This window comes from Catenulispora acidiphila DSM 44928, from assembly GCF_000024025.1.
Taxonomy (GTDB): Bacteria; Actinomycetota; Actinomycetes; order Streptomycetales; family Catenulisporaceae; genus Catenulispora; species Catenulispora acidiphila.
The window spans coordinates 3,247,795-3,273,767 of record NC_013131.1 but is presented as its reverse complement, the minus strand read 5'-3'; the positions used below and the strand labels follow the sequence as shown (position 1 = coordinate 3,273,767).

General features: G+C 66.6%; 33 protein-coding genes and 2 tRNA genes. All 35 read left to right on the top strand.

Annotated features, from left to right (window positions below; all coding sequences use genetic code 11):
• Nucleotides 1-133 precede the first annotated feature (133 nt).
• Nucleotides 134-730, top strand: a complete 597-nt coding sequence (locus CACI_RS14305; protein WP_012787075.1) for a hypothetical protein — start codon at nucleotides 134-136, stop codon at nucleotides 728-730.
• 7 nt (nucleotides 731-737) lie between these two features.
• Nucleotides 738-2,015, top strand: coding sequence for a hypothetical protein (locus CACI_RS14300; protein ID WP_012787074.1), 1,278 nt, complete (start codon nucleotides 738-740; stop codon nucleotides 2,013-2,015).
• Complete coding sequence (locus CACI_RS14295; RefSeq protein ID WP_012787073.1) at nucleotides 2,015-4,060, top strand: type IV secretory system conjugative DNA transfer family protein; 2,046 nt, start codon at nucleotides 2,015-2,017, stop codon at nucleotides 4,058-4,060. Before CACI_RS14300 ends, CACI_RS14295 begins: the two co-directional genes overlap by 1 nt.
• On the top strand, nucleotides 4,057-4,452 hold the full coding sequence (locus CACI_RS14290) for a hypothetical protein (RefSeq protein WP_012787072.1): 396 nt from the start codon (nucleotides 4,057-4,059) through the stop codon (nucleotides 4,450-4,452). The genes CACI_RS14295 and CACI_RS14290 overlap by 4 nt, the downstream gene beginning before the upstream one ends.
• Before the next feature lie 79 nt (nucleotides 4,453-4,531).
• A complete protein-coding gene (locus CACI_RS14285) occupies nucleotides 4,532-4,741 on the top strand; it encodes a hypothetical protein (RefSeq protein WP_012787071.1) in 210 nt (69 codons plus the stop codon).
• 119 nt (nucleotides 4,742-4,860) lie between these two features.
• A complete protein-coding gene (locus tag CACI_RS14280) occupies nucleotides 4,861-5,643 on the top strand; it encodes a hypothetical protein (protein WP_143765236.1) in 783 nt (260 codons plus the stop codon).
• Nucleotides 5,640-5,891 (top strand): helix-turn-helix transcriptional regulator, encoded by a 252-nt coding sequence (locus tag CACI_RS14275; protein ID WP_041540232.1) that lies wholly within the window; start codon nucleotides 5,640-5,642, stop codon nucleotides 5,889-5,891. Before CACI_RS14280 ends, CACI_RS14275 begins: the two co-directional genes overlap by 4 nt.
• A 150-nt stretch (nucleotides 5,892-6,041) precedes the next feature.
• A tRNA-Met gene (locus CACI_RS14270) sits at nucleotides 6,042-6,117 on the top strand.
• 189 nt (nucleotides 6,118-6,306) lie between these two features.
• Nucleotides 6,307-6,392 (top strand) — tRNA-Ser (locus CACI_RS14265).
• Between the two features lie 28 nt (nucleotides 6,393-6,420).
• Entirely contained in the window at nucleotides 6,421-6,585 is a 165-nt protein-coding gene (locus CACI_RS51145) for a hypothetical protein (RefSeq protein ID WP_012787069.1), read from the top strand.
• Nucleotides 6,582-6,752 (top strand): hypothetical protein, encoded by a 171-nt coding sequence (locus CACI_RS51140; protein ID WP_012787068.1) that lies wholly within the window; start codon nucleotides 6,582-6,584, stop codon nucleotides 6,750-6,752. Before CACI_RS51145 ends, CACI_RS51140 begins: the two co-directional genes overlap by 4 nt.
• 21 nt (nucleotides 6,753-6,773) lie before the next feature.
• On the top strand, nucleotides 6,774-7,061 hold the full coding sequence (locus tag CACI_RS14255; protein WP_012787067.1) for a hypothetical protein: 288 nt from the start codon (nucleotides 6,774-6,776) through the stop codon (nucleotides 7,059-7,061).
• A gap of 49 nt (nucleotides 7,062-7,110) precedes the next feature.
• Nucleotides 7,111-7,479, top strand: a complete 369-nt coding sequence (locus CACI_RS14250; protein ID WP_012787066.1) for a hypothetical protein — start codon at nucleotides 7,111-7,113, stop codon at nucleotides 7,477-7,479.
• A 259-nt stretch (nucleotides 7,480-7,738) separates the two neighbouring features.
• A complete protein-coding gene (locus CACI_RS49785) occupies nucleotides 7,739-8,089 on the top strand; it encodes a hypothetical protein (RefSeq protein WP_143765235.1) in 351 nt (116 codons plus the stop codon).
• 11 nt (nucleotides 8,090-8,100) lie between these two features.
• The gene (locus tag CACI_RS14240; protein ID WP_012787064.1) at nucleotides 8,101-8,382 is read left to right on the top strand and encodes a hypothetical protein; all 282 of its coding nucleotides are present in this window, start codon (nucleotides 8,101-8,103) and stop codon (nucleotides 8,380-8,382) included.
• On the top strand, nucleotides 8,382-8,630 hold the full coding sequence (locus CACI_RS14235) for a hypothetical protein (protein WP_041540229.1): 249 nt from the start codon (nucleotides 8,382-8,384) through the stop codon (nucleotides 8,628-8,630). The genes CACI_RS14240 and CACI_RS14235 overlap by 1 nt, the downstream gene beginning before the upstream one ends.
• Before the next feature lie 9 nt (nucleotides 8,631-8,639).
• Complete coding sequence (locus CACI_RS14230; RefSeq protein ID WP_012787062.1) at nucleotides 8,640-9,167, top strand: hypothetical protein; 528 nt, start codon at nucleotides 8,640-8,642, stop codon at nucleotides 9,165-9,167.
• Nucleotides 9,164-9,430 carry a hypothetical protein gene (locus CACI_RS14225; RefSeq protein WP_012787061.1) on the top strand — a complete coding sequence of 89 codons (267 nt, stop codon included), beginning with the start codon at nucleotides 9,164-9,166 and terminating at the stop codon, nucleotides 9,428-9,430. Before CACI_RS14230 ends, CACI_RS14225 begins: the two co-directional genes overlap by 4 nt.
• On the top strand, nucleotides 9,430-10,047 hold the full coding sequence (locus CACI_RS14220) for a hypothetical protein (RefSeq protein WP_012787060.1): 618 nt from the start codon (nucleotides 9,430-9,432) through the stop codon (nucleotides 10,045-10,047). Before CACI_RS14225 ends, CACI_RS14220 begins: the two co-directional genes overlap by 1 nt.
• A 72-nt stretch (nucleotides 10,048-10,119) precedes the next feature.
• Nucleotides 10,120-10,827: a hypothetical protein gene (locus tag CACI_RS49780; RefSeq protein ID WP_143765234.1), complete on the top strand. Its 708-nt coding sequence runs from the start codon at nucleotides 10,120-10,122 to the stop codon at nucleotides 10,825-10,827.
• A gap of 15 nt (nucleotides 10,828-10,842) precedes the next feature.
• Nucleotides 10,843-12,297, top strand: coding sequence for a hypothetical protein (locus CACI_RS14210; protein ID WP_012787058.1), 1,455 nt, complete (start codon nucleotides 10,843-10,845; stop codon nucleotides 12,295-12,297).
• A 35-nt stretch (nucleotides 12,298-12,332) separates the two neighbouring features.
• Entirely contained in the window at nucleotides 12,333-12,566 is a 234-nt protein-coding gene (locus CACI_RS14205) for a hypothetical protein (protein ID WP_041540228.1), read from the top strand.
• 62 nt (nucleotides 12,567-12,628) lie between these two features.
• The gene (locus tag CACI_RS14200; RefSeq protein WP_317623753.1) at nucleotides 12,629-15,925 is read left to right on the top strand and encodes a phage portal protein; all 3,297 of its coding nucleotides are present in this window, start codon (nucleotides 12,629-12,631) and stop codon (nucleotides 15,923-15,925) included.
• A complete protein-coding gene (locus CACI_RS45515) occupies nucleotides 15,925-17,619 on the top strand; it encodes a head maturation protease, ClpP-related (RefSeq protein WP_012787055.1) in 1,695 nt (564 codons plus the stop codon). Before CACI_RS14200 ends, CACI_RS45515 begins: the two co-directional genes overlap by 1 nt.
• Nucleotides 17,616-19,016 carry a phage major capsid protein gene (locus CACI_RS14190; protein WP_012787054.1) on the top strand — a complete coding sequence of 467 codons (1,401 nt, stop codon included), beginning with the start codon at nucleotides 17,616-17,618 and terminating at the stop codon, nucleotides 19,014-19,016. Before CACI_RS45515 ends, CACI_RS14190 begins: the two co-directional genes overlap by 4 nt.
• Before the next feature lie 211 nt (nucleotides 19,017-19,227).
• Entirely contained in the window at nucleotides 19,228-19,644 is a 417-nt protein-coding gene (locus tag CACI_RS14185; protein ID WP_012787053.1) for a hypothetical protein, read from the top strand.
• 1 nt (nucleotide 19,645) lies between these two features.
• A complete protein-coding gene (locus CACI_RS14180) occupies nucleotides 19,646-20,113 on the top strand; it encodes a hypothetical protein (RefSeq protein ID WP_012787052.1) in 468 nt (155 codons plus the stop codon).
• Complete coding sequence (locus CACI_RS14175; protein ID WP_012787051.1) at nucleotides 20,113-20,526, top strand: hypothetical protein; 414 nt, start codon at nucleotides 20,113-20,115, stop codon at nucleotides 20,524-20,526. The genes CACI_RS14180 and CACI_RS14175 overlap by 1 nt, the downstream gene beginning before the upstream one ends.
• Nucleotides 20,527-20,809: 283 nt before the next feature.
• Nucleotides 20,810-22,648 (top strand): hypothetical protein, encoded by a 1,839-nt coding sequence (locus CACI_RS14170; RefSeq protein WP_012787049.1) that lies wholly within the window; start codon nucleotides 20,810-20,812, stop codon nucleotides 22,646-22,648.
• On the top strand, nucleotides 22,645-23,703 hold the full coding sequence (locus tag CACI_RS14165) for a hypothetical protein (protein ID WP_012787048.1): 1,059 nt from the start codon (nucleotides 22,645-22,647) through the stop codon (nucleotides 23,701-23,703). Before CACI_RS14170 ends, CACI_RS14165 begins: the two co-directional genes overlap by 4 nt.
• A complete protein-coding gene (locus CACI_RS14160) occupies nucleotides 23,703-24,101 on the top strand; it encodes a hypothetical protein (protein ID WP_012787047.1) in 399 nt (132 codons plus the stop codon). Before CACI_RS14165 ends, CACI_RS14160 begins: the two co-directional genes overlap by 1 nt.
• On the top strand, nucleotides 24,098-24,559 hold the full coding sequence (locus tag CACI_RS14155) for a hypothetical protein (protein ID WP_012787046.1): 462 nt from the start codon (nucleotides 24,098-24,100) through the stop codon (nucleotides 24,557-24,559). The genes CACI_RS14160 and CACI_RS14155 overlap by 4 nt, the downstream gene beginning before the upstream one ends.
• A 17-nt stretch (nucleotides 24,560-24,576) precedes the next feature.
• On the top strand, nucleotides 24,577-24,918 hold the full coding sequence (locus tag CACI_RS14150) for a hypothetical protein (RefSeq protein WP_012787045.1): 342 nt from the start codon (nucleotides 24,577-24,579) through the stop codon (nucleotides 24,916-24,918).
• Nucleotides 24,919-25,013: 95 nt separating this feature from the next.
• Complete coding sequence (locus tag CACI_RS14145) at nucleotides 25,014-25,673, top strand: hypothetical protein (protein WP_223297533.1); 660 nt, start codon at nucleotides 25,014-25,016, stop codon at nucleotides 25,671-25,673.
• Between the two features lie 8 nt (nucleotides 25,674-25,681).
• Nucleotides 25,682-25,951 (top strand): hypothetical protein, encoded by a 270-nt coding sequence (locus tag CACI_RS14140; protein ID WP_143765232.1) that lies wholly within the window; start codon nucleotides 25,682-25,684, stop codon nucleotides 25,949-25,951.
• Nucleotides 25,952-25,973: the final 22 nt, after the last annotated feature.

Genomic DNA, 25,973 nt, shown 5'->3' with positions numbered 1-25,973 from the left:
GTGAACTTCACACCGTGAACTTCACAGCCCTCCCAGCCCACCGCAGACCCTTGATCAGCGCAAACGCTTCACCCCGTGCACCATCCCCGCCGTGAACTTCACACCGTGAACCGCCCCGAAACGGAGCCGTCCCATGCGCACGTTCTACCCGACGATCAACCCCAACCACCCCGCGACCGCCGCCGCCGCACTCCACCTCGCGCACGGCAACGTGTACGCCGCCCTCGGCGCCATCTGCCTGCTCGCCTGGTTCATCCTCCACCGCTTCGCCGCGCACCGGCACCCCGTCGTCGAATGGCTCAGCTGGGCGTGCCTCGCCGCCAGCGGCCTCATCTTCGCCGCCACTCTTGGCGTTGTCGGCAAGTGGTGCGCCAACGTCAACAACCTCACCGCCAACTGGCTGTCGAAATGGACTGGCGATCCGACATTCGCCAACGACCACCTCGGGCTCCTGACCGTGTTGGCGTTTGTCGACGTGGCGTTTGCGATTACCGTCACCGCCGACCTGATCGCCCACCTCCGCAGGAACGGCGTTGGCGCCAACGGCCGACCGAAGCGCCACCCGCGGTGGGGCGCCATGGAGGAGTCGTTCAACAAGTGGGGCTGGTTCGGTCTCGGCCCGCTCGCCGCCACCATGCCCGGAACGGCCGGCGTTTGGGTGGTGACGTGGCTGACGCTGCTGTCCGAGACGATCTCCCACTTCCTCGGCAGCCTCGTCGGTCTGGGGTGACGCCGACATGATTCCGATCATCCTCATCGCCATCGCCTGGTGGGCGGGCTCCGGCGTTGTCGCCACCGTCAAAGCCGCACGGGCATCCACCCCTGCGACGGCCGGCGGCGGCGCAACAGCCGGCGCCGGACCGAAGACCGCCGGGGCACGCAATACAGGGAAGGGCGCCCCCTCGTCCGGATCCAGCCCGTCGCTCGGCCCCGGCGACATCACGTTCGGGCAGTGGCAGCGGTCCCTGTACCGCCGATGGAAGACGAAGACGCGCGCACACCTCCCCGGGCGGCGGCTCGGCGGGAAGCTGGCCGACCTGTTCGGCGATGCCACCGCCGCGTCCCTCGCCGGCGCCGCCATTTTCGGGTTGGGCTTCGTGTCCGGCGCCACCTGGACCGCGAAGAAGCGAACCGCACGCGGCACCCAGAACAAGACGCAGCGCCAGTCCCGCACTCCGAAGAACGGGTCTGCGTCCACGGCAGGGCGTCGCTGGTCTCGCCCGGGAACCCCATCCGGCGGCACCACCGGCTTCAGTTTGCGCCGCCGTGGCGCGCAGCAACCGAACGTGCCGCCGCACTCCAGCGCGCGGCCCGATGACGCGGTCATCGACGCCGAACTCACCGACGACATCCAGGCGCCGGTGACGACGCCGAGCCAGTTCGCCAGTTCCGAATACGCCGACATCGTCAACCAGCCGGAACTCCCTGCTCACCCGACCGCCATCATCACTGCACCGAACGGACACGCCATGGCAGCTGAAATCCTCACCATCCACGACCTGTTCCGGTGGGCCAAGAACGCGTTCGCCTACGCCGTCAGCGCCGTCGAGCAGTCCACGGTTCGAGCCAACAGCGCCATCGAACGCGCCGCCAACGCCCTCGTCCGCAGCAGTACCGCGGTCGCACGCCACGAAACCGCCGTCGCAACCGCGAACAAGGCCCGCCAACACGCGGCGCAACTCGAGGAAACCGCGGCACGATTCAGCGTCCTGCGCGTGGACAACGCGTCCATGACCTCCATCGGCGTGGGCATCACCACTGCCGTCGGGCTGGCCCAAACCGAACAGCGGCGCGCCGACGCCGAGGCTGTCGTTGCCGAAATCGCTGCGTCCCTCGCAGCCGCCGAACAGATCGCTGCCGAATGCAACCAGGCGTCGGCGCAGGCCGCGATTCTCCACGCCGAGGCCGTGAAGAACATGCACGACACCGTGCAGCGGCACCAAGGCCCGCACTCCGAAGCGCAGGCCATGACCGGCAACGCCGCCGCCCACCAGACCGTACTGGCGATCAACTGATGAAGACCACACAGACGCCCACCAAGGACGTGGCGGTCCGGTCGCCGACGCGCCCACCGGCACAGATCCGCGACACCGCCAGCGGCAAGGCTGCTATATGGGCCGGCCGCACCTGGTGGCGGCACAAGCTCCGGCTGATGCCGCTGTCCGTCTCCGCGGTCGGTATCGCCTCCGCCGGGATGCTGCACGCAGCCACACCCGAAGTCGCCGGATGGATCGAAGCCGGCGGCGTGGTCACTGCGGTCGGCGCCGCCGGCGGATATGCCGAGCTGCGACGCCGCAACGACGATGCCCTCAACGGCAAGCAGGTTGCGTACATCACCGCCTGCGGCATGTACCTCACCGGCTTCGAACTGCACGCCACCATCGCCAAGCCGTACACCCCGACCGCACTGGCCACCTACGGAGCGGCCACAGGCGTCGCCACCGTGTGCTGGTGGTTGCGCGGACTCGCTGCGGCAGCACCCGAAGAGCGAGAGCAGTCGGTCGCGCAGGAAGCGGAAGCGCCGGAGGAGGAGGCGCCGAGCCCCGGCAAGATCTGGGCCAAGCGCATCGGGTGTGCCGCCGGGCCCATGCAGAACTCAAGCCTCACCAAACTCGAACCGCTCCTGGACGCCAACGGCCAAGGCAACGGCACCACCGGCATCATCACCCTCAACGCCGACGGCGGCCCGATCCGCCACACCGTCGCCGACATCACGCCCCAGCTCGGGAAAATCTCAACCGGGCTCGACATCCACCCGTCGCGCCTCGCCGTCGAGCCCATCAGCGAGAACAAGGCGCGGCTGATGATGTTCAACCGCAACCCCCTCACCGACCCGGTGCCGTGGCGCGGACCCGGAGACCCCGGCACCTACCGGCACCCCGCCGGCATGACCCCCACAGGCAAATGGACCCACCACCCGCTGATCCTTCCCGGCTGGGGCGCCGTTCACGAACTCATCGTCGGCTCCACCGGCTCCGGCAAGTCCCGCACCGCGCGGCTCCGGCTGGCCATGGCCCGGCACACCTACAACAAGCGTAACGAGGCCTGCACCGCCACCTGGCTGCTCGACCCGCACCAGGGTGCGTCCTACTCCGGGTGGCGCGACCGTGTTGACGTCCTCGCCCGCTCCGATGAAGAGATCATGGTTGCGCTCGCCGCCGCGGTCACCGAGAAAAATCGGCGGCTGAGGATCCTTGCCTCGTTGAACCGGGAGGTGCTGCGCCCCACCCCTGAGATGCCACACATCCGGATCATCATCGACGAGTTCCCGGCGTTCATCGCCCGATTCCCGCATGCTGCAGCGCTCATTGCGCAGCTCGTCGCCGAAGGCCGCAAAGTCCTGATCGGACTGACCGTCCTCACTCAGTACCCCACCGCCGACAAGCTCGGCGGCGACATGTCCATCCGCGACGGACTCCTCACCACCGCGACCGTGCACCGCACCGGCAACCAGTTCACCGGCATGATTGTCGCCAACGGCAAGCAAATCGGCGACCCCGGCGCGCTGCCGCTGCTGTGGGCTGACGGATCATCCGCAGCCGGCGTCGCCTACCACCTCGGCACCGACTCCGACCACTCCGTCATGATGCGTGCCGCCGTTGGAGGGCTCGACGACACCCAGTGGGACTGGGAAGACGACGAAGACCAGGCGCCCCCCACGCCGTATGACGAGGCCTGGTACTGCGACGGCGTTACAGTCACTACCGAGACCGGGCAGCTGCTGATGGTGGCCATGGCCGACGGCAGCGCGTTCGTCACCGCCGAGGAGGCGAAAGACGAGGCGTCGAACCCGGAGAAGCCGTGGTCCGAGACCCTCGCGCAAACCACTGCCGCAACGACGGGCACCATGTGGGACAAGATCGAGCTGTTCCTGTCCGAACTCGGCGAAGAGGCCAGCACTACCCAGATCTGCAAGGGCATCGGCGAGGACGTTGACAAGAGGCTCGCCGCCGTCTCCCAGACATGCTCCCGCGCGGTCGAGCAGAACAAGCTGGTCAAGAGCGACCGCGGCGTGTGGGTTCTGCCGCAGCACGCCCGCCTCGTAGGGGCCGGCCGATGACCGATTGGGCTGCCGTGCTGATCGTGGCCGGCGCTGGAGCGGCCGTTGTCCGGCGCCGCATGCGCGCTGTGCAGAACGCGCCCGCGCAGGTGCAGGACATTGCTAAAGCAGGTGAACTATTCGGCCTCGCTGCCGACTGGCTCCGAAACAGCGACGTCGATTCCGCCCGCAACGCCCTGGACTTGATCGGCACCGACGGGTGGACGTTTGCCTACAACGAGGTGGTGGTGCCGTCCCAGTCGCCGCGAATCGCCGCCATGGCCGGCCGTATGTCGACGACGGCGCTGCTGACCATCCCTGCTGGCGTCGCACCGAGCACCGACCGTCTAGCTCAGGTCGAGACGCTGGTCGCGATCGCCAACGAAATCAAAGGGCGGACCTGGCGGTACTGAGCATTTGAGTCCAGATACTTCAGGAAGTGAACGATACGTGCCGCGCACGACAGCCCAACTCACGACTAGGGAGATCATTATGGACTTGCACTGGATGTACAGCGAAGAAGCCAACAACCTGGCAGCCGAAGACCCGGCGGCGCTCAGCCTCCGCCTCGCCAAGGACTTCCAGGACTCCAGCCGGAACGCTGCAGCGGCCGGCGACAGCGAGGAAGCTGCCCGCCACCGCCGGGTGTCGGACGGCTACCTGGACGACGCGATCTCCAGGCGCCAGGGCGAACAGGCCTAGCAGGGGGCGCCCGAGAACGACAAAGGCCCGGACCGCCACATGGTCCGGGCCTCACCTTTTGCCGTACCCTCTGGATCAACCTGCCGACCAGCGAAGACCGCCATCCGCTACTGGTCACCATGCGACACACCGACACCGCTGCACCAAGGGTAGATCACAACCCCACGGGAGCCGCTGCGGTGAACAATGTCCCAACCCCGACCGCCTGTGTCGGGCCCTGCAACTCCGGCTGGCGCCGCGCCGAAACCGCCCGCCTCACCAAAGGCACACCCCACGAACTCACCGCCCGCGCCGGCCAGCCCGTCTGGTGCAACCCCTGCGCACGGCACGTCCGTATCGGACTCGCTGACTTTCCTGAACTCGCCGCACGGCTCATGCTCGAAGTCGAGAACGCCACCGCAGCCGGCACCGTACATGTCTCCGGATCCAAAGGACGCCCCATCCACGGCCGCGAGCGCTACACCTTCTGCATCGACGACATCGTCGGCGTCCTCAACTACTGGGCAGAAGCCATCCGTGTCGACCGCGACCTCGCCGCGCCACCACCGCGGAGTCGCGGCGCCGCTATCACCGCCGACACCCGGCTTCTGCTCATCCACTTCGACTGGATGATCGCCGAGCATTCGGAGCCGGCGCAGTCCGCGGAGTTCGGCAAGGACCTCAACCGGCTGTACCGGCACGCAGCCAAACTCACCCGCACCGACGACGTCCGCGCCGTGCCGTGCGAGGGCATCCCGTGCAGGCAGTGCGACCTAATGGCGCTCGAGCACGAACTCGACTGGCAGGGCCGCGCTACTGGGTACGTTCTGTGTCGAGACTGCGGCACTCTCCTTAAGGAAGACGAGTACGAACGCTGGGTCAAACTGGCAGCGCAGCCGTTCAAGAAGCGGGCCGCGGCGTGACCCCGGACCCGGCGGACCCGCTGTTCCGTCCAATCAGCATCAAGCAGGCAATGGCCATCACGGGCAGGTCGCGCCGCACCATCGACCGGTGGATCAAAGACGGGCACGTCCGGACCGTTCGGCTTCAGGACCCTCCTGAGGATGTCCTCGTCGAGCGGGAAGTGGTGCAGGCGGAGAAGTCGATGCGTGACAGCCTTCGACGGTCGCAATCAACCGAGCCGCAAACAGGTCCGGAGTCCGCAACTTGACGCTGACCTGCGCTTGGCTCATGATGGGCACATCCTCGGTGAAGTGTCCCGAGTGAGCGCCATCCAAGCCCACCTTCACGGGTGGGCTTGCTGTTTATCCGGGTGCGATCGCACCGCGCTCCGACGTAGCGTCAAGGTACGCAACAGCGATGCTCGGTAGGGGAGTTCGGCCGTCCCCGTGGGCCCCATAAGCCTAAGATCGTCGGTTCAAATCCGACCCGAGCCACGGACCGGTGAAACCGTCGGGTAGCTCCCGTCAGGGCGCCGGACAAGGCGAGGAAGCGCACCCTCACGGAGCGGTGCACTGATCAGGCTCTCCTCGCCCCTGGAAGGTCCGACATGTGGTGTGTCAAGCGGTCCCGAAAACCGTGGCGGGTAACACCGTGAAGCGTTCGAATCGCTTACCTTCCGCCTTGGAGAGGTGGCCGAGCGGTAAGGCAGCTGCTTGCTAAGCAGTCGTCCGGGTGACACCGGCGGCGGGTTCAATTCCCGCCCTCTCCGCAGCTCGTCGAGCTATCAGGAGGCCTTCATGTTCGCGATCCTCGCCGCCGTCGCCTACCTACTTGGTTTCATCGAGCAGGGCTCCGGCAGCCACACCAGCGCGTGGTTCTCGCCGATGGCGATGCTGCTGATCGGGTCGTTCTTCCTCGTGCTGCACGTTGCCGGGGTTGACCGGTGGATCCCGCGCCCGTGACTGACCACTGCGCCTGCCTGGTGTTCCTGACCCCTGACGCTGTCGGCCGCATCGAACGGTACGAGTCGTGCCCGCAGCACTGGCGACTGTTTGACGACGAGTTTGAGATCCCGCGCGAATCCGCGCCGGTTGATCTCGATGAGTTCCTTGACCTGATCGACGCCTGACGCCCCGCCAAAGGAGCCCTGGTGACGATCATGCACGGCGACCCGCCCGACGAAGGCGCTGTCTACCTCGATGACGACCACGCCTACGTCCTTGCGTACATGCCCGACGGGATCGAGCTTGCAGGCATCACCGAGTGGCATTGCACTGCCGCCGGTGACTGGTGCGCGGGCTTCGTTCCGTTCAAGCCGCACAACCCCGAGTACGGCTGGGACGTGATCAGCCTCGATCCGCTGCACATTGAGCCGTCGCTCTTGTGCCGGGCTTGCGGATCACATGGATTCATCCGCGGCACCTGGATTGCCGCCTGATAAACCTCCGCCCCACACGCAGGGCGGCCTCCGTGATGGAGATGGCGTGATGCCGAAAGATCAGATCAACTTCCCCGAAACAATCGAACACGTTGGACGCACCGGCGATGCCGCGTCCGGCGAGCCGATGAGCAGCGGCATGGACGGCGCCAGTACCTGGTACGAACCGATCGTCAACGTGCGCTGGCACGCAGCCGGCGACGACAAGATCGGCAACGTCCAGGTGTCGCTTCAGGCGCCGATCGCAGCGTGGACCCAGATGGGCGACGAGCTGCGCAAGGCTGAGGAGAAGGCCGTGGGGTGGGAAGAGGGCTGGATGCCCGAGGCCTACTCGCCGTCGTTGTCTCGCTCCGAACTCAACCGTCTGATCCGTACCCTGCGCCGCGCCCGCGACCAGGCATACGGACGCGACGAGTAGCCAAACAGAGAGGCGGGTGGCGGTGAGCACTGAACGCGACCAGCGACGAGCCACCGCCCTCGCCAACGCCACCGCACTCTTCACAGGCCTCGGTACTCGAGAGATCGAAGACCGGCCGGCCCGCAGCTCCCGGACCATCGGCCGCCGCGTTACCGAAGTTGCCGACTGGTTCGAACACTGGCTCAGTCGGCCAGCCCCCATCGCCACCGTCGAAGCCGTCTTCGGCACACCCGAACCCCGCAACACGGAAGGACACCCCATGGCTTTCTCCATGCCCGACAACGACATGGTCACCGTTACCCTGACCGCATTCGACGACGAGAAGGTGCCGGTCCCCACCGACTTCTCCGACCCCAACGGCGACTTCGTGGCCCCGTTCACGTGGGTCGAGGACAACACCGACCTCGGCGAGGTCGCCGTGGCCGAGGACACCCTGTCGGCGAACGTGCGATCCCACCCCGGGCAGGCCGGCCTCCTCACCCTCAACATCACCGACGTGAACGGCAAGGCGATGGCGCCGGTGACCGTGCAGATCGACCCGGGCGCGGCAACCAGCGTCGGCGCGGTCTTCGGGCAGCCGGTTCCGCGCGACGACAACCCCCCGGCGTAGCCGTGGGTGCCATGAAGGCTGCGCTGGTCGAGCTCGAGGCCAAGGGTCACGCGCTAATCACGCAGCTTGAGGAGCGGGAGCATGCGCTCGCCGCGGAGTTCCGTGCCTGGTTCAACGAGCTCACCGGCCACCTGCCCGCGGTCGAGGCCGAAGTGAAGTCCGACGCCGAGCAGGTCGCGCACGACGCCAAGACCGCCGCCGCACCTGTCGTTGCCGAAGCCGAGCAGGACGTGCAGTCCGTCGCCAGGGAAGTCGCGGCGGACGTGAGCACGGCCGCGGAGCCGGCGAAGTAGTGGTTGACGGCCCGAAGATCCGCATCGTCCACCCCGGCGGACCCGCATCGATGGCGCAAGTCTGGGTCGATAACCAGCAGCTCACCTGCGTGACGCGCGTGGAGATCGCGCCGCTGGACGTGAACAACCCTGGACCCGTCACTGCGACGCTGACCGTCGTCGATCCGGACATCGCGATCGTGGCGGACCTGGCCGAGCTGGTCGTGCGCGAGGTGCCGCCGCCGGCGGTGGAGTACGCGACCGAGTAGGGGGTCGCGGTGGCGCCGTCCGAGACCGTGTTCCGCCGCGGACTTCCCCCGGTCGGCGTGTACGGCTGCGTCAAGACCGGCGGCTTCGTACCGTTCATGATCCGCGCGTTGACAAAAAGCTGGGCGGACCACGTTTTCATCTCCATCGGCGACGGGCAGATCGTCGAAGCCGAACCCGGTGGCGTCCGTATCCGCGACGTCTCCGAATACGCCGGCTGCCGTATCGAGTACAACACCGCCGAGCCCATGACCGATATGCAGCGTGCTGCCGTCGCCGAGTACGCGTCCTCGAAACGCGGCGAACCCTACGCCTGGACCGCCGACGCCGTTGACGGGCTGCGATGCCTCGGCTTGCGGTGGCGAATCCTCGCATGGTTCGAACGGGCCCGGCGGTCCGTCATGTGCTCTGAGCTTGCTGTGCAAGCAGGGCAGTACGCCGGGTTGGACTGGTCGTGCGGGCAAGGCGACCCGTCCTGTGTGACGCCGGCGATGCTTGCGCGCCGCCTTGATGCGCAGACTTGGAGGCATTCGGAATGACCCTCTCTGGCCGATCCGCTGAAGAACACCCCGATGTCGACGCGCTGCAGGCAGTGCGGTACGGCATCGTCACTCACTCCGTCCGCGCCAACGGCGTTGGCGGACTCGCGTGGGTCTCTGCCGGCCCGGGACGCCCGGACCTCGGCCAGGTCGATCCCGAGAGCGGCACCTACCGGACCGCTGTCGCCGAGATGACCGAGACCGAACGGCGCGAAGCCGGACTGCGGCGCAACGGACGCTCCCGACGCGGAGCGACCACCTGATGGCCGACACCCACACCGTCTACGCCAGCATCGGCAACTCCGATGACAAGCTCACCCAGGCCAGATGGTCCGAGTTCCACGGCAAGTTCACCGCCGCGGTCCGCAGCCACTCGCTCCGGATCTACGGCGACTGGACTTCCCCCGGCGCCGACCCGTGGCAGAACGCGTGCGTCGCGTTCGAGATCGGCAGCGAAACTACCGCGCGGCTGCGCCGCGACCTGGCTGAACTTGCCGCCGAATACGACCAGGGCTCCATCGCCTGGGCCGAAGCCGAGACCCAGTTCATCGGACCCACGACGCCCGCTTCTGTGGTCGGCGCCGCGCCGAGCACCCTTGCCGACGACGTCCTCGACTGGGCGCGCGAACACCCCTGGACCGGCGACCTCATTCCCGCCGGGGACCTCACTATCGAGCAGGACCGCGACGGCACCGTCCGGATCGTCGAAGCGCCCGAGGTCATCGCGGTTGATATCGCGCTGCTGCGCCACCACGGGCTCGCCGGCGTCGCCTACGCCGACGGCGTGCTTGCCATCGACACCGAGTCCGGGGCGCTGCGGTACCGGCTGCTGTACGCCATCGACCCCGGATTTGTGATCGTCTTCCGGCGCGAGTCCTGAACCGCCCGTCAGCGACGACGGCGACACTGCGACCGGCGAGCAAGGGTGGTGAACGGCTTGGGTGCCCCATCTATGCCGGACGACCGCCGCTGTACAGGTGTCAACCGCGATGGCAGCCAATGCGGGCGGTGGGCACGTGCCGGCTACGAGACCTGCGTAGCCCATGGTGAGGACGGCCGACGCTGCACAGGTCGCATCAGCGGCATATCTCACCCGGAGTTTGCTGGAGAGCGCTGCCGCAAGGGTGCCCTTCCGGGCCAAACCGTCTGCGCCAAGCACGGCGGCAGTGCCCCGCAGGCGAAAGTGGCCGCGGCAAGGCGCATCGTGGAGGCCGAGCTAATGGAGCAGGCTGCAACCCTGGTTGGCGCGCCGGTGGACAACCCGCTCACCGAACTGGCGAACCTGGCTGGGCGGGCGCGGGCGTGGATGGAACTGCTGCAGGGTCGCGTCGAGAAGCTGCTTGAGGACTTCGACGACGCGGAAGAGCGGCGGGACCGCGAAGGCGGCAACGCCAAGAACCGCGGCATCCGCTACCAGGCCGGCGCCGGCGAACAGCTGCGCGCCGAAGTCTCCCTGTACGAACGGTCCATGGACCGGCTTGGCAAGTTCCTCGCAGACTACGGACGTCTCGGAATTGACGAGCGTTTAGCGAAGATCACCGAATCCCAGGCGGAGCGGGTTATCGCTGCCATCGATGCCGCGCTCGCTCACGCCGGGGTCACCGGGAAGGTCGCGACCGAGGCCAAGCAGGTCGCCGCACGTCGACTGCGCGCGGTATAGCCGACGGGGGCGCCCATGGACGCGCTGCTGCTCGCCGCCGACCGGATCGAAGACGCCGCCGAGGACGCGGAAACTGCAGAAGCCTACCTTGCCGACCCGGCACGCTGGGTCGATGACAAGCTCGGCGAGTATCTGTGGTCCCGCCAGGTCGACATCGCCACTTCTGTACGAGACCAGCGACTCACCGCAGTTCAGAGCTGCCACGGGACAGGCAAGTCGTTTGTAGCGTCCCGGCTGACCGCGTGGTGGCTGGACACCCACCCCCCTGGCGAGGCGTTCGTAGTCACTACGGCGCCGACCGGTGACCAGGTCAAGGCCATCCTGTGGGCCGAGATCAACAAGGCGTTCGCGAAGGCTGAGGCCCGTGGCACCCCGCTTCCGGGACGCATTAACGAGACCGACTGGAAGTACGACAAGTTCCTGGTCGCGTTCGGACGCAAGCCGTCAGACTACAACCCGCACGCGTTCCAAGGCATCCACGCCAAGTACGTCCTCGTTATCCTTGACGAGGCCTGCGGGATCTCCAAGCAGTTCTGGACCGCGGCACTGGCAATCGCCACCGGCGTGCACTGCCGCATCCTTGCCATCGGCAACCCTGACGATCCCGGATCGCACTTCGCGCAGGTCTGCAAGTCCGACCGCTGGAATATGATCAAGATTGCGGCCAGGGACACGCCGAACTTCACCGGCGAAGAAGTCCCCGACGACCTTGCCGACATGCTGGTATCTCAGGCCTACGTGCTGGACATGGCCGAGGAGTTTGGGCCCGAATCCCCCATCTACCTGTCGAAAGTCGACGCCGAGTTCCCCTCTGACGCCTCCGACGGCGTGGTCCGGCTATCGAAGTTGATGGCCTGCACCCGCGAACCCGTCCATCCCTACGCCCCCGACCGTCTAGTGCCGGTCGAGCTTGGAGTAGACCTCGGCGCCGGCGGCGACGAGACCTGCATCCGGGAACGCCGCGGCATCGCCGCCGGACGCGAATGGCGCAACCGCGAGAAGGACTCCGAAAAGGTCGTCGACCACATCGTCCGGGCCATCCGGGAAACCGGCGCCACCAAGGTGAAAGTCGACTCGATCGGCATCGGCTGGGGCATCGTCGGGTCTCTCCAGGCGCGACGCAAGCAGGGTCTGCACACTGCCGAGGTCGTGGGCGTCAACGTTAGTGAGGCATCCACCCAGCCGGAAAAGTATGCCCGGCTGCGGTCGCAGATCTGGTGGGAAGTCGGCCGGAAACTTTCCGAAGACGGCGGCTGGGACCTGTCGCAACTCGACACCACAGACCGAGACCGTCTCGTGTCGCAGCTGACCGCCCCCAAGTACGACCTTGACGCCTCGGGCCGGATCGTTGTGGAGAAGAAGGAAGAGACGAAGAAGCGGATCGGGCGCTCCCCCGACAACGCCGACGCGCTTCTGTTGGCGTTCTACACGCCGTCGGTACCCAAGCCCGGAATCAGGGTGGTGAAGTGACCACAGCAACCGTCGGAGCCCATACCCGGCCGCCAGTGAACCGCTGGACGCCGGCCAAGCGGGGCTTCGCCGCGTGGCGCCGCAAGGCCGCGATTCGGGTTCGGGGCGCATCAGCGCACATCGTCGGCCCGGAAGCCACCGTCCGCAAGCTCGTCATGACCGCCACCGCCCTCGGCTTCCTCGACGCCGCGGCGTGGGACTTCAAGACGATTGCCGGGCTGGCAGCCACCGGTATTTCGGTCGCAATCCTTAACGAGTGCATGGACTGACCAACGCCGCCCCACCGCCGTCCACCTGAACAGCTCCGCAGGAGGTTCATGTGGTCCGGTCGATGTTCAACGTCGTCGGCAGCCTACTCAACAAGAACGCCAACGCCTCACCGGTCCCCTACGCCGCACCAGGCCGCTACATCATCCCCGCACTGTCCGGACGCTCGGACAACGAGGTCTACATGCGGGCGATGGGGACCGCGGGCACGATCTTCCAAATCGTGTCGCTGCTGTCCTCCGCCAGCGCCACCCCACAGTGGCGGCTGTACCGCAAGCCGAAAGCCGACGGCAGACAGCGGTACACCACCGGCGACCGCGGATCCGACCAGCGCACCGAAGTGCTGCAGCACCAGGCGCTGAACGTCTGGAACAACCCGAACCCGTTCACCACCGGCGTCAACTTCCGCGAAGCCGGCTGGCAGCACATGGAGCTGACCGGCGAACAGTGGTGGGTTGTCGTCCGCGACTCCCGAGCCACCTTCCCGACCGGGCTGTGGCTGGTCCGCCCGGACCGCATGGAGCCGGTGCCGTCGGCGGAGAAGTACATCGCCGGGTACGTCTACACCGGACCGTCGGGCGAGCGGGTTCCGCTGCAGCCCGAAGAGGTCATCCTCACCAAATACCCGAACCCCCTGGACCCATACCGCGGGCTCGGGCCGGTGCAGTCGGTGCTGGTCGACATCGACGCCATGAAGTACGGCAGCGAGTGGAACCGGAACTTCTTCATCAACGGCGCTGTCCCCGGCGGCGTCGTCACTGTGCCGGGAAACATGTCGGACGACGAGTTCGACCAGTTTTCGACCCGGTGGCGCGAATCTCACCAGGGCGTGTCCCGGTCCCACCGCGTTGCGATCCTCGAGGGTGGCGCGACCTGGGTTCCGACCCAGATGTCCATCAAGGACATGGACTTCTCCAACCTGCGGAACGTCAGCAGGGATGTCCTGCGCGAGGCCTGGGGCATCCACAAGTCGATGCTCGGCAACGCTGACGATGTCAACCGCTGCCACGACGACCAGACCGAGGTCCTCACCAACGGCGGCTGGAAGCCGTTCGAGAAGGTCGAAGACGCCGACCTCATCGCCACCGTTAACCCCGCGACGCGCCGCATTGAATACCACGCGCCGATCCACCGCTTCGCCTACGACTACCACGGCGACATGGTTCGGATCGTCAACGACGTCATCGACGTGAAGGTCACCCCCAACCACACGATGCTGTACGCGACACCGCGGTTGCCGGACGTTTGGCGTACATGCCGCGCGGACCAACTCCCGTCCCGGTTCCTAGTTCAGACTGCCCCGGACGCCGAGGACTGCGCGGACCAGCAGTGGTTTGACCTGCCCGCCGTCGAATACGACAACGGGCACTACGGTCGAGGCGGATCTGAACGCCTGCCGATGGATGCGTGGCTGGAGTTCCTGGGCTGGGTTATCTCCGAGGGCGGCATCCTGTCCGAGGAGCGTGCTGGCAACCGCTACGTAATGACGCTGGCGCAGAAGAAGTACCCGCAGCGGATCCGTGACTGTCTCGCGCAGCTTCCGTTCTCTGCCTATGAGTACTTCGACGAGGGCGGTCAGATCGCCCGGTGGAACATCACCGGCAAGGGTCTGATCACCTGGCTGCGGGAGCACGTAGGCACCAACTGCCAGGACAAGCGCATCCCGCGGTGGTGCTTCAACCTGTCGCTCCGGCAGCGGCGCATCCTGTTCGACGCGATGATGGCTGGCGACGGCAGTCGCGATCCACGGCCGGGCCGCTCGAACTGCTACTACGCGACTAGCTCCCCGGGCCTTGCCGATGACGTGCTGGAGTTCGTCTTCCGTCTCGGCTGCCGCGCCAACATGGCGTCACACCATGACGGACGCAGCGCTCGCGCGCCGATGTACTACATCCACATCACCGACCGGCCGGCGTCCTGGGTGACGGGATCCAACAACGTTTCGACCGAACGTTACGACGGCAAGGTCTACAGCCTTGAGGTGCCGAACCACATCTACGTGACCCGGCGCAACGGGCGCATCGCGATACACGGCAACTCCAACGCCCAAACCGCCGAAGAAGTCTTCGGACGCTGGAAGATCATCCCCCGGCTTGACCGGCTCCGCGACACTCTCAACAACCAGTTCCTGCCGATGTTCGGCAGCACCGGCGAGAACGTCGAATGGGACTACGTCAACCCGCTGCCGGACGACCGCGAAGCCGACAACGCCGAGCTCACCGCGAAGACCACGGCCTACGCCGCGCTCATCAGCGCAAACGTCAACCCGGACGACGCTGCCGAAGTGGTCGGCCTGCCGCGGATGCGCCACATCATTCAGGTCCCGGCCGCAACCCCCACTACCGGCGCCGGCGAACTTGAGCAGGCCGACGACAGCAGCGGCGAGCCTACCGAGGACGACAATCCCGTCGAGAACCAGGTGCGCAGTTCCATCCACGCCCGCACCCTCACCGCGATTACCGCAGCCACAGGCGATTCGGGGCCGACGCCGCCAGCGCAGGGCCCGAACCAGCCGGACCTGTCCCGCGTCGATGCACAGTGGAAGTCGGCCACCGACAATGTCGTCGCCGACTACCAGAGCCAGATCCTGCCCGCCCAGCAGCAGCAGTTGCAGCAGCAGATCCGCGAACACGTGGACGCTGCCGAACTAGCCGCGCTCGGAACGCTGGCCGTCGACACGGTCGCCGCGAAGGCGTTGCTGCTTGCCGCGATGGTCGCGTTCGCCGTGGTTGCCGCTCGGGAAGCCAGCCGCGAAGCCGACGAGCAAGGCGCCAGCGTGCCGCCGAAGACGCCGGACTCCTCCGAGCTCGAAACGATCGCCGCAGTAGCTGTCGCCCTTATGGCTTCCGAGCTTGCGGTATCGGCCGGGCGAGAAGCGATGCGGCTTGCCGTTCCCGGAGTTGGCGGGCAGCAGGTTGCGGACCAGGTTGGGCAGTTCCTGCAAGGCCTGTCCGAAGCCGGCCCCCGCGGGCACCTGGCCGGAGCGATGTCGGCGGCACAGAACCGGGCCCGGCACGCCACATTCACGCAGCACGGCGCCCCGCGTGGGCAGCTCCGGGCCGTAGAAGTCTTGGACTCGGCAACCTGCGACAACTGCGAAGAGATCGACGGGACCGTCTTCGGCGACACCGATGACCCGGACGCCGTGGCCGAGGCGTTCGCCGCGTACCCCATGGGTGGCTACACGCTTTGCGAGGGGCGCGAACGTTGCCGCGGAACCCTTTTCGTCGACTACGACGTCGGGCCTGACTCCGATAACCCCGGTGACGACCTGACTGCAATGTTGAAGAAGCTCGTCAACCTTCTCGAGCCGGAACCGGCGCACATTAACGGACACCACCACGAGAAGGCGAGGACGTGATGGGCCTGTCCCGGCTGAAGACGACCAGGACGATCGCAAACCTCCGGGCCGGCCGCAACGACTGGTTCCGGATCAAGGCTCAGGCTGACGGCCCGACCCAGGTCATGATCTACGACGAGGTGGGGTTCTTCGGCGTCACGGCCCAGGACTTCATCGACGAGATGAAGCAGGTCGACGGCCCGATCGACCTTCACCTCAACAGTCCTGGCGGCGAAGTCTGGGATGGGATAGCGATCCACGCTTACCTGTCCGGCCGTGGCGGCGTCACCACCTACGTCGATGCTCTCGCCGCCTCCATCGCCTCGGTCATCGCCATGGCCGGCGAGCAGATCGTCATGGGACGCAACGCGAGCCTGATGATTCATGACGGTTGGGGTCTGGTCATCGGCAACGCCGCCGACATGCGCGAACAGGCTGAACTGCTTGACCGGGTCTCCGACAACATCGCCAGCATCTACGCCGACCGCACCGGCAAGCCGAAGGACGACTGGCGCGCCGCGATGCTCGCCGAGACCTGGTACATCGGCCAGGAGGCAGTGGACGCTGGCCTCGCCGACCGCATGGCCGATCCTCCCGCAAAGCCGTCGAAGGCGGCGCCGGACGACGAGGCCACGAAGCTGGCCGCGCACTTCGACCTGTCGGTCTTCCGCAACACCCCGGACCGCCTGAAGGCTGCGGTCTTTGCTCGGGTCGACGCTGCCGAGAAGTTGGAATCCGACGCGCAGCAAACGCTCGCGCAGGCTCGTGCCGATGCCGACGACCAGCTGAAGCTTCTGAACGATTCGGACCCCGAGGTGCAGAACGCCCCGGTGGACGGACTCGACGCCGCACGGCAGCCAGACGCTGACCCGCCACCCACAACCACACAGCTCCACGACGAAGCCCCGGTCAATGCGGACCGGGGCTTCTCCATTCCCGCGGGAGGCCCCATGGACTCGATCCCCGCCGAGCCTTTCCGCAACTGGCTGAACCAGGGCCTGGCGCTGATCGGCGACCAGGGCTCCGAATCCGGCAGCGACAACATCAGCAACGCCGCGATGCACGAGCCCTACGACGGCACCCACACCCACGCGCACCCGGCGTTCGGGGCGCAGGGCGACGACGACAGTCACGAACACGAGCACACCCACAGCGGCGACGCCGACCACCGCCACGACCACGGCGACGAAGAGTCCGACGGCGACGGCGGCATGACGACCAACTCGCTCCGCGGCGACCGGATCCTCGGCATCGAATCCATGCCGTTGCTGAACAAGAGCTTGCCTGTTCACCACACAGACACGGTCGACACGCCGTGGGACGGGCCGGCCGCGGTCGCGGCGATGCCGAACGACGACAAGGTCCTGCGGTACTGCCACGCCTGGATGTCCGACGAAGCCGCCGCGGAGAAGTCCGAGGAAGGCGACGACGACGCCGACGACAAAAAGGACAACTACCGCTTTCCGCACCATAAGACCGAGGGCGGCCCCGCGAATCTCGCAGCCTGCCGCAACGGCCTCGCACGCCTGCCCGGATCCAAGATCCCCGACTCCGACAAGCCCGGAGTCGAGAAGCACCTGCAGGCCCACCTTGACGACGCCGACAAGTCCGACTCCGGCGACCACGGCGACTCCCCCAGCAACCACACCCACGGCGACCTCAACTTCGCGTGGGACCCGAGCATGACCGCGGCCTTGAAGGAGGCAATGCAGTGACCACAATCGCCATCCCGACGTCCTCGGCCGAGCTCGAGGAGTGGATGAACGACGGCGAACGCATGACGAACGTCCTCAAGGAGGGGAAGTTCAAGGAGTTCGTCGGCAACTACCAGTCGGCGAACGCCAAGACGGACCCGGACCTCAAGGCCCAGATCGCCGAGCAAGTTCAGCTCGGCTTCGCGCAGTTCATGAAGGACAACGGCGAGAAGGGCGACATCCCGCCGGTTGACATGACCCCCGGGCCGGCCGCGATGCCGCGCGTCCACCTCGAGAACGGCGCCCGGCGCAGCAGTGCGGAGAAGGCGCTCAACGGCCAGCGCGCCATTGGCCGCGCCCTGGACGGAATGTTCCAAGACTCCGCCGAGTTCTTCCGCGCCACCCACTTCGACGAGATGCGCGTCAACCGCTCCGCCGACCTGTCCGCTAAGCGGTCCAAGGTCACCGAGATCATGAACAGCTTCGGCAGTGAGGTCCCGGCCGACGGCGGCTTCCTCATCCCGGAGACGCTGCGCTCGAACCTGCTGCAGGTCGCCCTGGAGCAGGCCGTCGTCCGGCCGCGGGCTCAGGTCATCCCGATGGAGACGCTGCGCGTCCCGATCCCGATGATCGACTCCACCAGCAACGTGTCCAGCGTGTTCGGCGGCGTGATCTGCTACTGGACCGAAGAGGCCGCGGCCCTCGTCGAGTCGCAGGCCAGTTTCGGTCGCGTCACCCTGGACGCCAAGAAGTTGACCGGCTACGCCGAGATCCCCAACGAGCTCCTGGCTGACGCGCCAGCGTTCACCAGCTTCTTCGACGACGTCTTCCCTCGGGCGCTGGCCTGGTACGAGGACATCGGCTTCATGAACGGCACCGGCGCCGGCGAGCCCCGCGGCTTCGTCAACTGCCCGGCGTCCGTGGCGGTCGCGGCCGAGGCCGGCCAGCCTTCAGGGACGATCGTCTGGGAAAACATCGTCAAGATGTACGCCCGAATGCTTCCGACCGCGCTGCAGAACGCGGTGTGGATCGCATCAATCGACACCTTCCCGCAGCTGGCGACGATGGCGCTGTCCGTGGGCACCGGCGGTTCGGCCGTGTGGCTCGGCAACCTGCAGCAGCCTGGCTCGGCCGTGCCGCCGGTCAGCATCCTCGGCCGTCCCGTGATCTTCACCGAGAAGACGCCGGCCCTCGGCAGCCTCGGCGACATCAACTTCGTCGACCTGTCCTACTACCTCATCGGCGACCGCCAGATGATGCAGTCCACGTCTAGCCCGCACTTCAAGTTCGCGTCGGACAAAACGGTCTTCCGGATCATTAGCCGCCTGGACGGCCAACCTTGGTTGCAGTCTCCCATTACGCCTCATAACGGCGCGGGCGCTTTGTCGCCGTTCGTGTCCCTCGCGGCCCGCCCGTAAGGGATTCGGCAGGCGAGTCAGATCGTCCGACCTCGACCGAATAGCACGGCGCACCTCGAAGACCTCCTCGATACCGAGCGGGGTCTTTCTGCTTCTCCAGCAACACCCCTCGCAGCACCCGTAGGCGGCCGGCCCTCAACTCCCGGCCGCCGAAAAGGCAACTCCGGCAGTGGCGCCCCGGAGCCAAGTCGCCAGCCAGAAAGGCACCACCATGGCAATGGAAGGCCTCGGCCGCGTCTTCAACATCATCCCGATCGCCGCCGGCAACGGGTTCAGCCTCAAGCAGGCCACCGCCTGTACTTTCGTGTGCACCGGCAACGACACGTTCACCCTGACCGTCGCCAGCACTTTCGGCGGCTCGTATGCGACTCCGGGCAACATCATCACGCGCATCTACACCAACACGGCCACTAACGGCACTGCGACCTGGGTGAAGGCGAGCCAGGCAGCGTCGAACGCGGTCACGATCGCCTCCGGGACGGTGGCGTTCACTGTCTTCGGCATCCAGCTCGCTGACCCGAAGGCCTACGTCAAGGTTTCTGTCGGCGGTTCGGGTCTCGTCACGGCGATCCTGCACGACCTGACCGCTTCGCGCGGCCCGGCGAACCTCGCCATCCTGGGGGCGTGACGTGACGACCCTGATCCAGGCCTCCGCGGTGCGTCTCATCACCGAGGGCTATCTCGTGTCCCGCGCCACCGCGACTCTGCCGGCTACGGCCACCGGGAACATCTTCACCGTGAGCGGCGGCAGGATCCTGATCGTGTCGCTGGTCGGCGAGGTCACCACGGCAGTGCAAAACCAGGCGTGCACGGTCGCGATCGGCTACGCCCCGACCGTCGGTACTGGCTCGACGACAGCGCTGGGCACCGCGTCCAGCGTCATCGCCGCGCCGATCGGCACGCACGTCGGCATCAACCCGGGCAGCGCTACCGTCGTTGACCTGGCTACGCAGGCCGGGGTTGCGACGCCGGCGGGCAGGTTCCTGGTCGACGCCGGCTCCGTCACCATCACCACGTCGGCGACGAACACCGGCAGCGTGAAGTGGGATCTAATCTACGTTCCCTACGATGTCGGCGCCGCCGTGGTGGCCGCCTGATGGCGTGGATGCAATGCCGCAGCTGCTCCACCAAGTTCGCGGTGGGGCTGCTGCGGTGTCCGCAGTGCGACGCGGTCTCCGAGTTGTACGCCGTCCCCGAAGAAGTCATCGAAGCAGAGCAGGAGCAGGAGGCAGCCGTGCCGAAGATCAGCGTGGAGGGCGGCCCTTCGAACGCGCTCGGGCTGCCGGCCGAAGAGGAGACCTCGGCCGTTGAGACCGAGACCGAGGGCACCGCGCCGGAAGCCACCGAGGCGGCGGCGCAGGCCGAACCCGAGACGTCCGACGCGACATCGGCCGCTACGGACGAGGAACCAGACTCAGGTGAGGGCGCCGCCGGCGTCGACAAGCCCGAAGCGGCGCCCGCACCGAAGCCTGCGAAGAAGGCCGCGGCGAAGAAGGCTGTTGCGAAGTAGGAGCCGGCGCCCAAGGGGTGAGGTGACCGGCGATGAGCTGGCTCCAAATGCTCGACATCCTCAAACAAGCGCACGTCGAGTACGAGTACTGGGCGTCGAACCCGCCGCTGGCTTGTCCGCACTGCGGCGAGCCGCTGACTCCCGCACCAGGGTCCGCCGAAGTGACCCTTTTTTGCACTTTTGACGGATTCTCATACCCCCGCGATTGGGTCCGGCCGGAAATCCTGTAGCTCTCTCACGCCATCTCGCCAGCACCTGTTGAACCCGGAAAGGTGGGGTGGCGATGAGCCTTGCCGGCGACGGGCTGAGCGTCCACAACCGCAGGCCCGAACGAGTTGCCGCGCAGATCACACAGGACCCCGCAAGTACGTTGCCAGCCCTGGCCGTCGGCGGCGACGTACTCGTTACCGGCTCCATGTCCGTAGGTGGCGTTAAGGCCGGCGGTACTGCGGCAATCGGTCAGGTACAGGCCGCAACGTCGACGGCCGCCTCACTATGGATGTCGGCAGTCAACGTCGGATCCTGGGTCTTTGACGTCCGCACCCACGGCGCTGTCGGCGACGGGCAGGCAGCCACGGACGGCGCCATTACCAACGGCCAGAACATCCTTACCTGCGGCACGTCGAAGCCGTTCAAGCCGGCCGACGTCGGCAAGTGGGTCATGGTGAAGGGCGCGCTTTCCTCCGGCGCCACGACTTTGGTGACCAGAATCACCGGCTACACGTCACCCTCCACTGTGACCCTCGGCGCTAACGCCACCAACACAATGTCCGGCAACGCGCTGGTGATGTGGGCCACCGACGATACCGCCGCGCTGCAGGCCACAATCAACGCCGCGTTCGCCTACGGGCAAATCAACGGCACCGCGATTGTGTGGGTACCGCCGACCGGAAGCGGCCTGTTCTACGGCGTGGCCGGCCCGCTGGTTGCCGGAGGAACGACCAAGGCCAACGGGCAACTGGTGATCCCGATTCAGGCGACCACTAGCGGCAAGGTCGCCCTGATCATCTTGGGAGCGACTGACGGCGGCGCGACACGACACTGGGAACAAAAGATTCCGCAGCTGTCGGGCAGCACGCTGGTTTCGTTCGGCGCGTTCGCAACGTCCACCGCGCAGACAAACGCGCTGAACGCCAACGGCCAGGCGGCGGTCATCTCTGGACAGACCGGCGCCAACGGCTACGGCACGGACGCGCTGCTGTACAACAACGTGATCGTGCGGATGCAGAACATCCAGGTCTACACCACACACTCGCTGAACGGCTGGACCTACGGCGCCCTGAACTTCCACGGCCTTGCCGCTGCCGCGCTGGAGAACTTCGGATACGGGACGGCGGCGACCTACGCCCCGAACGGCGGGGACTACAGCAACCCCGACGGCTTCTCCGCTGGCCTCGCCATCGGTGTACTACTACCCTCCGCCGGCAACAACGACAACAACCAGCTGCGCAACGTGACCTGCCACGGCGGGTACACGCGGGCGATTTTCGTGACCGAGCACACCGAGTGGGTCGGCGGCACAATCCTCTACAGCTGGTCGGGCGTGTGCCCGGTCGGCAACTACGGCGACGGCGGGAACGGCGTCGGAGCATCGCACGGCATCTTCATTGACCAGGTCAGCATCGAGGGCTGCAATAACCAGCTGGAGTTTATCGGCCCTGGGCAAAGCGGGGTCGGTCCGATGATGTCGGGATCCTACGATACCGAAGGCCAGTCCACGATCCGTGACAACTCGGGCGGGCTGGCGGCGGCGTGCGGTGAGTTCCACGTCAAGAGCAACGGGGTGGCGCAATCCCCAGCCGTGGGTGCGGGTACACCACTGAACTTGATTTGTGATTTCCAGCTCCCGGGCCCGCTTGCGAGCCCGCCAGCGCTGACGGCCGGCCAAGCATTCCAGAATCCTTATGGACGCTGGGCGACCGTAACGCTGCAGGGCGGAACGTCGGTTACGGCGGTTCAGCTTGGCGCCCTAAGGGGCGGTTCCGCCGCGCCGACGATGACCAGCGTCTACACGCAGGCCTCCGGCACGCTACCCCTGTATCAGGTGCGCGTACCGCCACTGGGCTGGGTCCAGGTCAACGGGTCGGTGGCGCCGACCGTCGCGAGCTGGGTGCTCGAGTGAGCGTAACGGAACCGGCATACGTCACCCGAGAGGCCGTCAAGAAGGCCCTCGACGTCAAGGGCACCGCGCGCAGCGACGACGACATCGACCGTTCCATCCAGGCCGCATCCCGTGCCGTCGAAGGTCAACTGCACCGCAAGTTCTACCCCCGTGACATGACCCGGTTCTGGGACTGGCCCTCATACCAATACGCCCTGCCATGGCGCATCTGGCTCGACGCCTGGGAACTCGCGGCGATTCCCACGTCGGTGACGACCGGCGGCCAGACGATCCCTCTCGGGAACCTCTTCTTCGAGCCGGCCAACTCCGGACCGCCGTACACCTCCATGGAGATTAACCGGTCCACGAACTCCGCGTTCGGAGCTGGTCCAACACCTCAGCGAGACGTGACGGTTACGGGGACGTTCGGGTTCAACCTGGACTCCACGGGCGCCGGAGCGCTTGCCGCTGGCGTCAGCGACACCACCGACACCTCGGTTACCGTCACCAACGGTGCGGCGGCCGGCGTCGGTGACGTCCTGCTTGTCGACACCGAGCGCATGCTCTTGACCGACAAGGCGATGGCCTCGACCGGTCAGACCCAGTCCGGGGCGGGATGCGCATCCGCCAGCAATGCCGACAGCATCCTCACTCCGAGCGGCGGCACGTTCTATGTCGGCGAAACACTGCTGCTGGACGCCGAACGCATGCTTGTCGTGGACAAGGCTGGCGCCACCGTCATCGTCAAACGCGCATGGGACGGCACGACCCTGGCGACCCACGCAAGCGCCACGATCTACGCGGCACGGTCGTGGACCGTCACCCGCGGAGCGCTCGGCACCACAGCGTCCACGCACTCCAGCGCCACGGCAGTCAGTCGCTACACGCCGCCGTCGCTGGTGACGCAACTGTCGCTTGCCGAGGCCGAGAACAACCTGCTGCAGGGCATCTCCGGCTACGCCCGCACCGTTGGCTCGGCGGACAACGCCCGGCCCGTCTCCGGGCAAGCTCTTGCGGATATCCGCGCGCAGGCCTACGCGCAGTACGGACGCAAGGCCAGAAGGCGGACGGTCTGATGGCTGACATTGAAGTCAAGTTGTCAGGCCCGGTCTTTGATGGGCGCGCCATCGAATCGATGCGGCGTATGTCCGAGGAGATCCAGAAGGAAATCGCCACCTACGCCGAGGACTCCTGGCAGTCCTTCATGGACGCCTCCTTCCGGCACTCCACGGGCCGCTACCAGTTATTCGTCAACGTCGCCCGACGCGACAAGGACCTGGTCGTCAACGACGGCTGGCCCGAGTCACACCTGCAATACGGTCCATGGCTTGAGGGCGTCGGCTCCCGCAACTCGCCCGTCACGAGGTTTCCCGGATACTTCGCGCTGAAGCGCGCCGCGGACCACACCGAATCCGACGTGCCTAACATCGCCGAGCCCATCGTCACCAACTACGTGGCCGAGGCCAACGAGTGACCGGACTCAACTCGGCCGGGATCATCGGCGCCGCGGTCGACCACATGCAAACGCTCGGGCTGTTCGAATCCGTCCAGGGGCACGAATCCGTATCCGCGCCGGGCAACGGGCTCACCGCCGACGTGTGGTTCGGCGACGTCAAGCCGGCTCCGCTCATGTCAGGCCTCGCCGTTAGCTCCGCGATCCTCACCCTGTACGCGCGGATTTACCTCAATGCCGATGGCCAGCCGGTCGACGACACCGAAACCATCATCACCGGCGCCGTCGACCAGATGCTCGCCGCCTACAGCGCAGCCTTCACCTTCGGCGGGCTGGTGGAGCAGATCGATCTCCTCGGCGCCTACGGCACCGCGCTGTCAGCCGTCGGCGGCTATGTCGAAGTCGGCAACGTTCCGTACCGCTGCATGACGATCACCATCCCGTGCGTCATCGACGACGTATGGCCGCAGATCCCATAACGGGAGGGGTTCACTTCGTGGCCGATGAAGCAACTGGACTACCGCACGAGTTGGCCGATCTCGGCTTCGAAGAGGTGCGGGTGGCGCGGGTCCAGCCCGGCGTCGTCATTGTCCTTATGACCTCGAAGCAGATCACGGACGAACAAGCGGCGGTCATGCACCAGCAGTTGAGCACCTTGTTCGAGGGCCACCGCGTTGCGATTCTTCAGGACGGACTCTTCCTCGAGGTACTGCGTCCAACGCAAGACGCGCCGACCCAAACCCAGCTTGAGTACAAGGCCGACGCCTTCGATGCCTCCGGATTCATGGACGAAGCGCGCAAGCACGTCAGGATGCGCGGATACGGAGGCCTCCAGTGAGCAAGCGGTCGGGCCTTGGGCAGCAACTTTTCGTAGGCGGCTATGACCTGTCCGGCGACATCGGCTCCCTGTCGAAAATCTCCGGGTCGGTCGCGGTGCTCGACGTCACCGGCATCAACAAGTTCGCATTTGAGCGCATCGGTGGGCTGCGCGACGGCGCCATGGATTTCATGGCGTTCTTCAACACGGCCACCGGCCAGGCGCACCCAGTGCTGTCAGCACTGCCCCGCGGTGACGTCGGCGTCATGATGCTGATCAGCACCACGCTTGGAGACCCGGCCGCGTGCTTGGTCGCGAAGCAGCTCAACTACGACGGCACCCGCGCCACCAGCGGTGCGTTCACGTTCAACGTCGGCACGCAGGCCAACGGATTCGGCATCGAGTGGGGCAAGACGCTGACGGCCGGCAAGCGCACCGACACCGCAGCGACCAACGGCACCTCGGTAGACGGCGGAGCCACCAACGCTCCGTCCGCGTTCGGGCTGCAGGCCTATCTGCAGGTGATGGCTTTCACCGGCACCGACGTCACCGTGAAGATTCAGGACAGCGCGGACAACGCGACTTTCGCCGACCTGTCCGGCGCTGCGTTCACGCAGATCACATCCACCACGCCGCAGACGCAGCGGATCGCCATCTCCAACAGCGCCAACGTCCGCCGCTACCTGCGCGCCTCCACGGTTACGACCGGCGGCTTCACATCGCTTGCGTTCGCCGTTGCATACGTCCGGAATCCGATAGCGGGGCAGGCCTTCTGATCATGAACATGATTCACACGCCGCAGGGCATGCGCATCGCGCCCGTCGGGCCGGCCGCCGCCTACAAGACCTATGCGCTGTCCTCGCCGTTGGCCACGCATTTCCGCGAAGCCACCTGCGACGAGGTCAACTGCCAGGCTCAGGCGAACGGCTGGCGCACCACCATCGACGAGTCCACCGAACTCGGACAGCGACAGGCCTACTACATCCGCTCGCAGTCCGGGCGCAGCTTTCGCGAGGAGCGACTGCCTGACGGACTGACCCGCGTTCACCTTTGAGGCCGGCCAGACGTGCTTCGAA

Coding starts and splice junctions, on each gene's coding strand:
- CACI_RS49785 (WP_143765235.1), top strand. CDS start 7,739: ATGGCTTTCTCCATGCCCGACAACGACATGGTCACCGTTACCCTGACC.
- CACI_RS45515 (WP_012787055.1), top strand. CDS start 15,925: ATGGGCCTGTCCCGGCTGAAGACGACCAGGACGATCGCAAACCTCCGG.
- CACI_RS14295 (WP_012787073.1), top strand. CDS start 2,015: ATGAAGACCACACAGACGCCCACCAAGGACGTGGCGGTCCGGTCGCCG.
- CACI_RS14175 (WP_012787051.1), top strand. CDS start 20,113: ATGGCGTGGATGCAATGCCGCAGCTGCTCCACCAAGTTCGCGGTGGGG.
- CACI_RS14225 (WP_012787061.1), top strand. CDS start 9,164: ATGACCCTCTCTGGCCGATCCGCTGAAGAACACCCCGATGTCGACGCG.
- CACI_RS14160 (WP_012787047.1), top strand. CDS start 23,703: ATGGCTGACATTGAAGTCAAGTTGTCAGGCCCGGTCTTTGATGGGCGC.
- CACI_RS14170 (WP_012787049.1), top strand. CDS start 20,810: ATGAGCCTTGCCGGCGACGGGCTGAGCGTCCACAACCGCAGGCCCGAA.
- CACI_RS14280 (WP_143765236.1), top strand. CDS start 4,861: ATGCGACACACCGACACCGCTGCACCAAGGGTAGATCACAACCCCACG.
- CACI_RS49780 (WP_143765234.1), top strand. CDS start 10,120: ATGCCGGACGACCGCCGCTGTACAGGTGTCAACCGCGATGGCAGCCAA.
- CACI_RS14220 (WP_012787060.1), top strand. CDS start 9,430: ATGGCCGACACCCACACCGTCTACGCCAGCATCGGCAACTCCGATGAC.
- CACI_RS14200 (WP_317623753.1), top strand. CDS start 12,629: ATGTTCAACGTCGTCGGCAGCCTACTCAACAAGAACGCCAACGCCTCA.
- CACI_RS14185 (WP_012787053.1), top strand. CDS start 19,228: ATGGCAATGGAAGGCCTCGGCCGCGTCTTCAACATCATCCCGATCGCC.
- CACI_RS14250 (WP_012787066.1), top strand. CDS start 7,111: ATGCCGAAAGATCAGATCAACTTCCCCGAAACAATCGAACACGTTGGA.
- CACI_RS14210 (WP_012787058.1), top strand. CDS start 10,843: ATGGACGCGCTGCTGCTCGCCGCCGACCGGATCGAAGACGCCGCCGAG.
- CACI_RS14140 (WP_143765232.1), top strand. CDS start 25,682: ATGATTCACACGCCGCAGGGCATGCGCATCGCGCCCGTCGGGCCGGCC.
- CACI_RS14305 (WP_012787075.1), top strand. CDS start 134: ATGCGCACGTTCTACCCGACGATCAACCCCAACCACCCCGCGACCGCC.
- CACI_RS14290 (WP_012787072.1), top strand. CDS start 4,057: ATGACCGATTGGGCTGCCGTGCTGATCGTGGCCGGCGCTGGAGCGGCC.
- CACI_RS14285 (WP_012787071.1), top strand. CDS start 4,532: ATGGACTTGCACTGGATGTACAGCGAAGAAGCCAACAACCTGGCAGCC.
- CACI_RS14300 (WP_012787074.1), top strand. CDS start 738: ATGATTCCGATCATCCTCATCGCCATCGCCTGGTGGGCGGGCTCCGGC.
- CACI_RS14240 (WP_012787064.1), top strand. CDS start 8,101: ATGAAGGCTGCGCTGGTCGAGCTCGAGGCCAAGGGTCACGCGCTAATC.
- CACI_RS51145 (WP_012787069.1), top strand. CDS start 6,421: ATGTTCGCGATCCTCGCCGCCGTCGCCTACCTACTTGGTTTCATCGAG.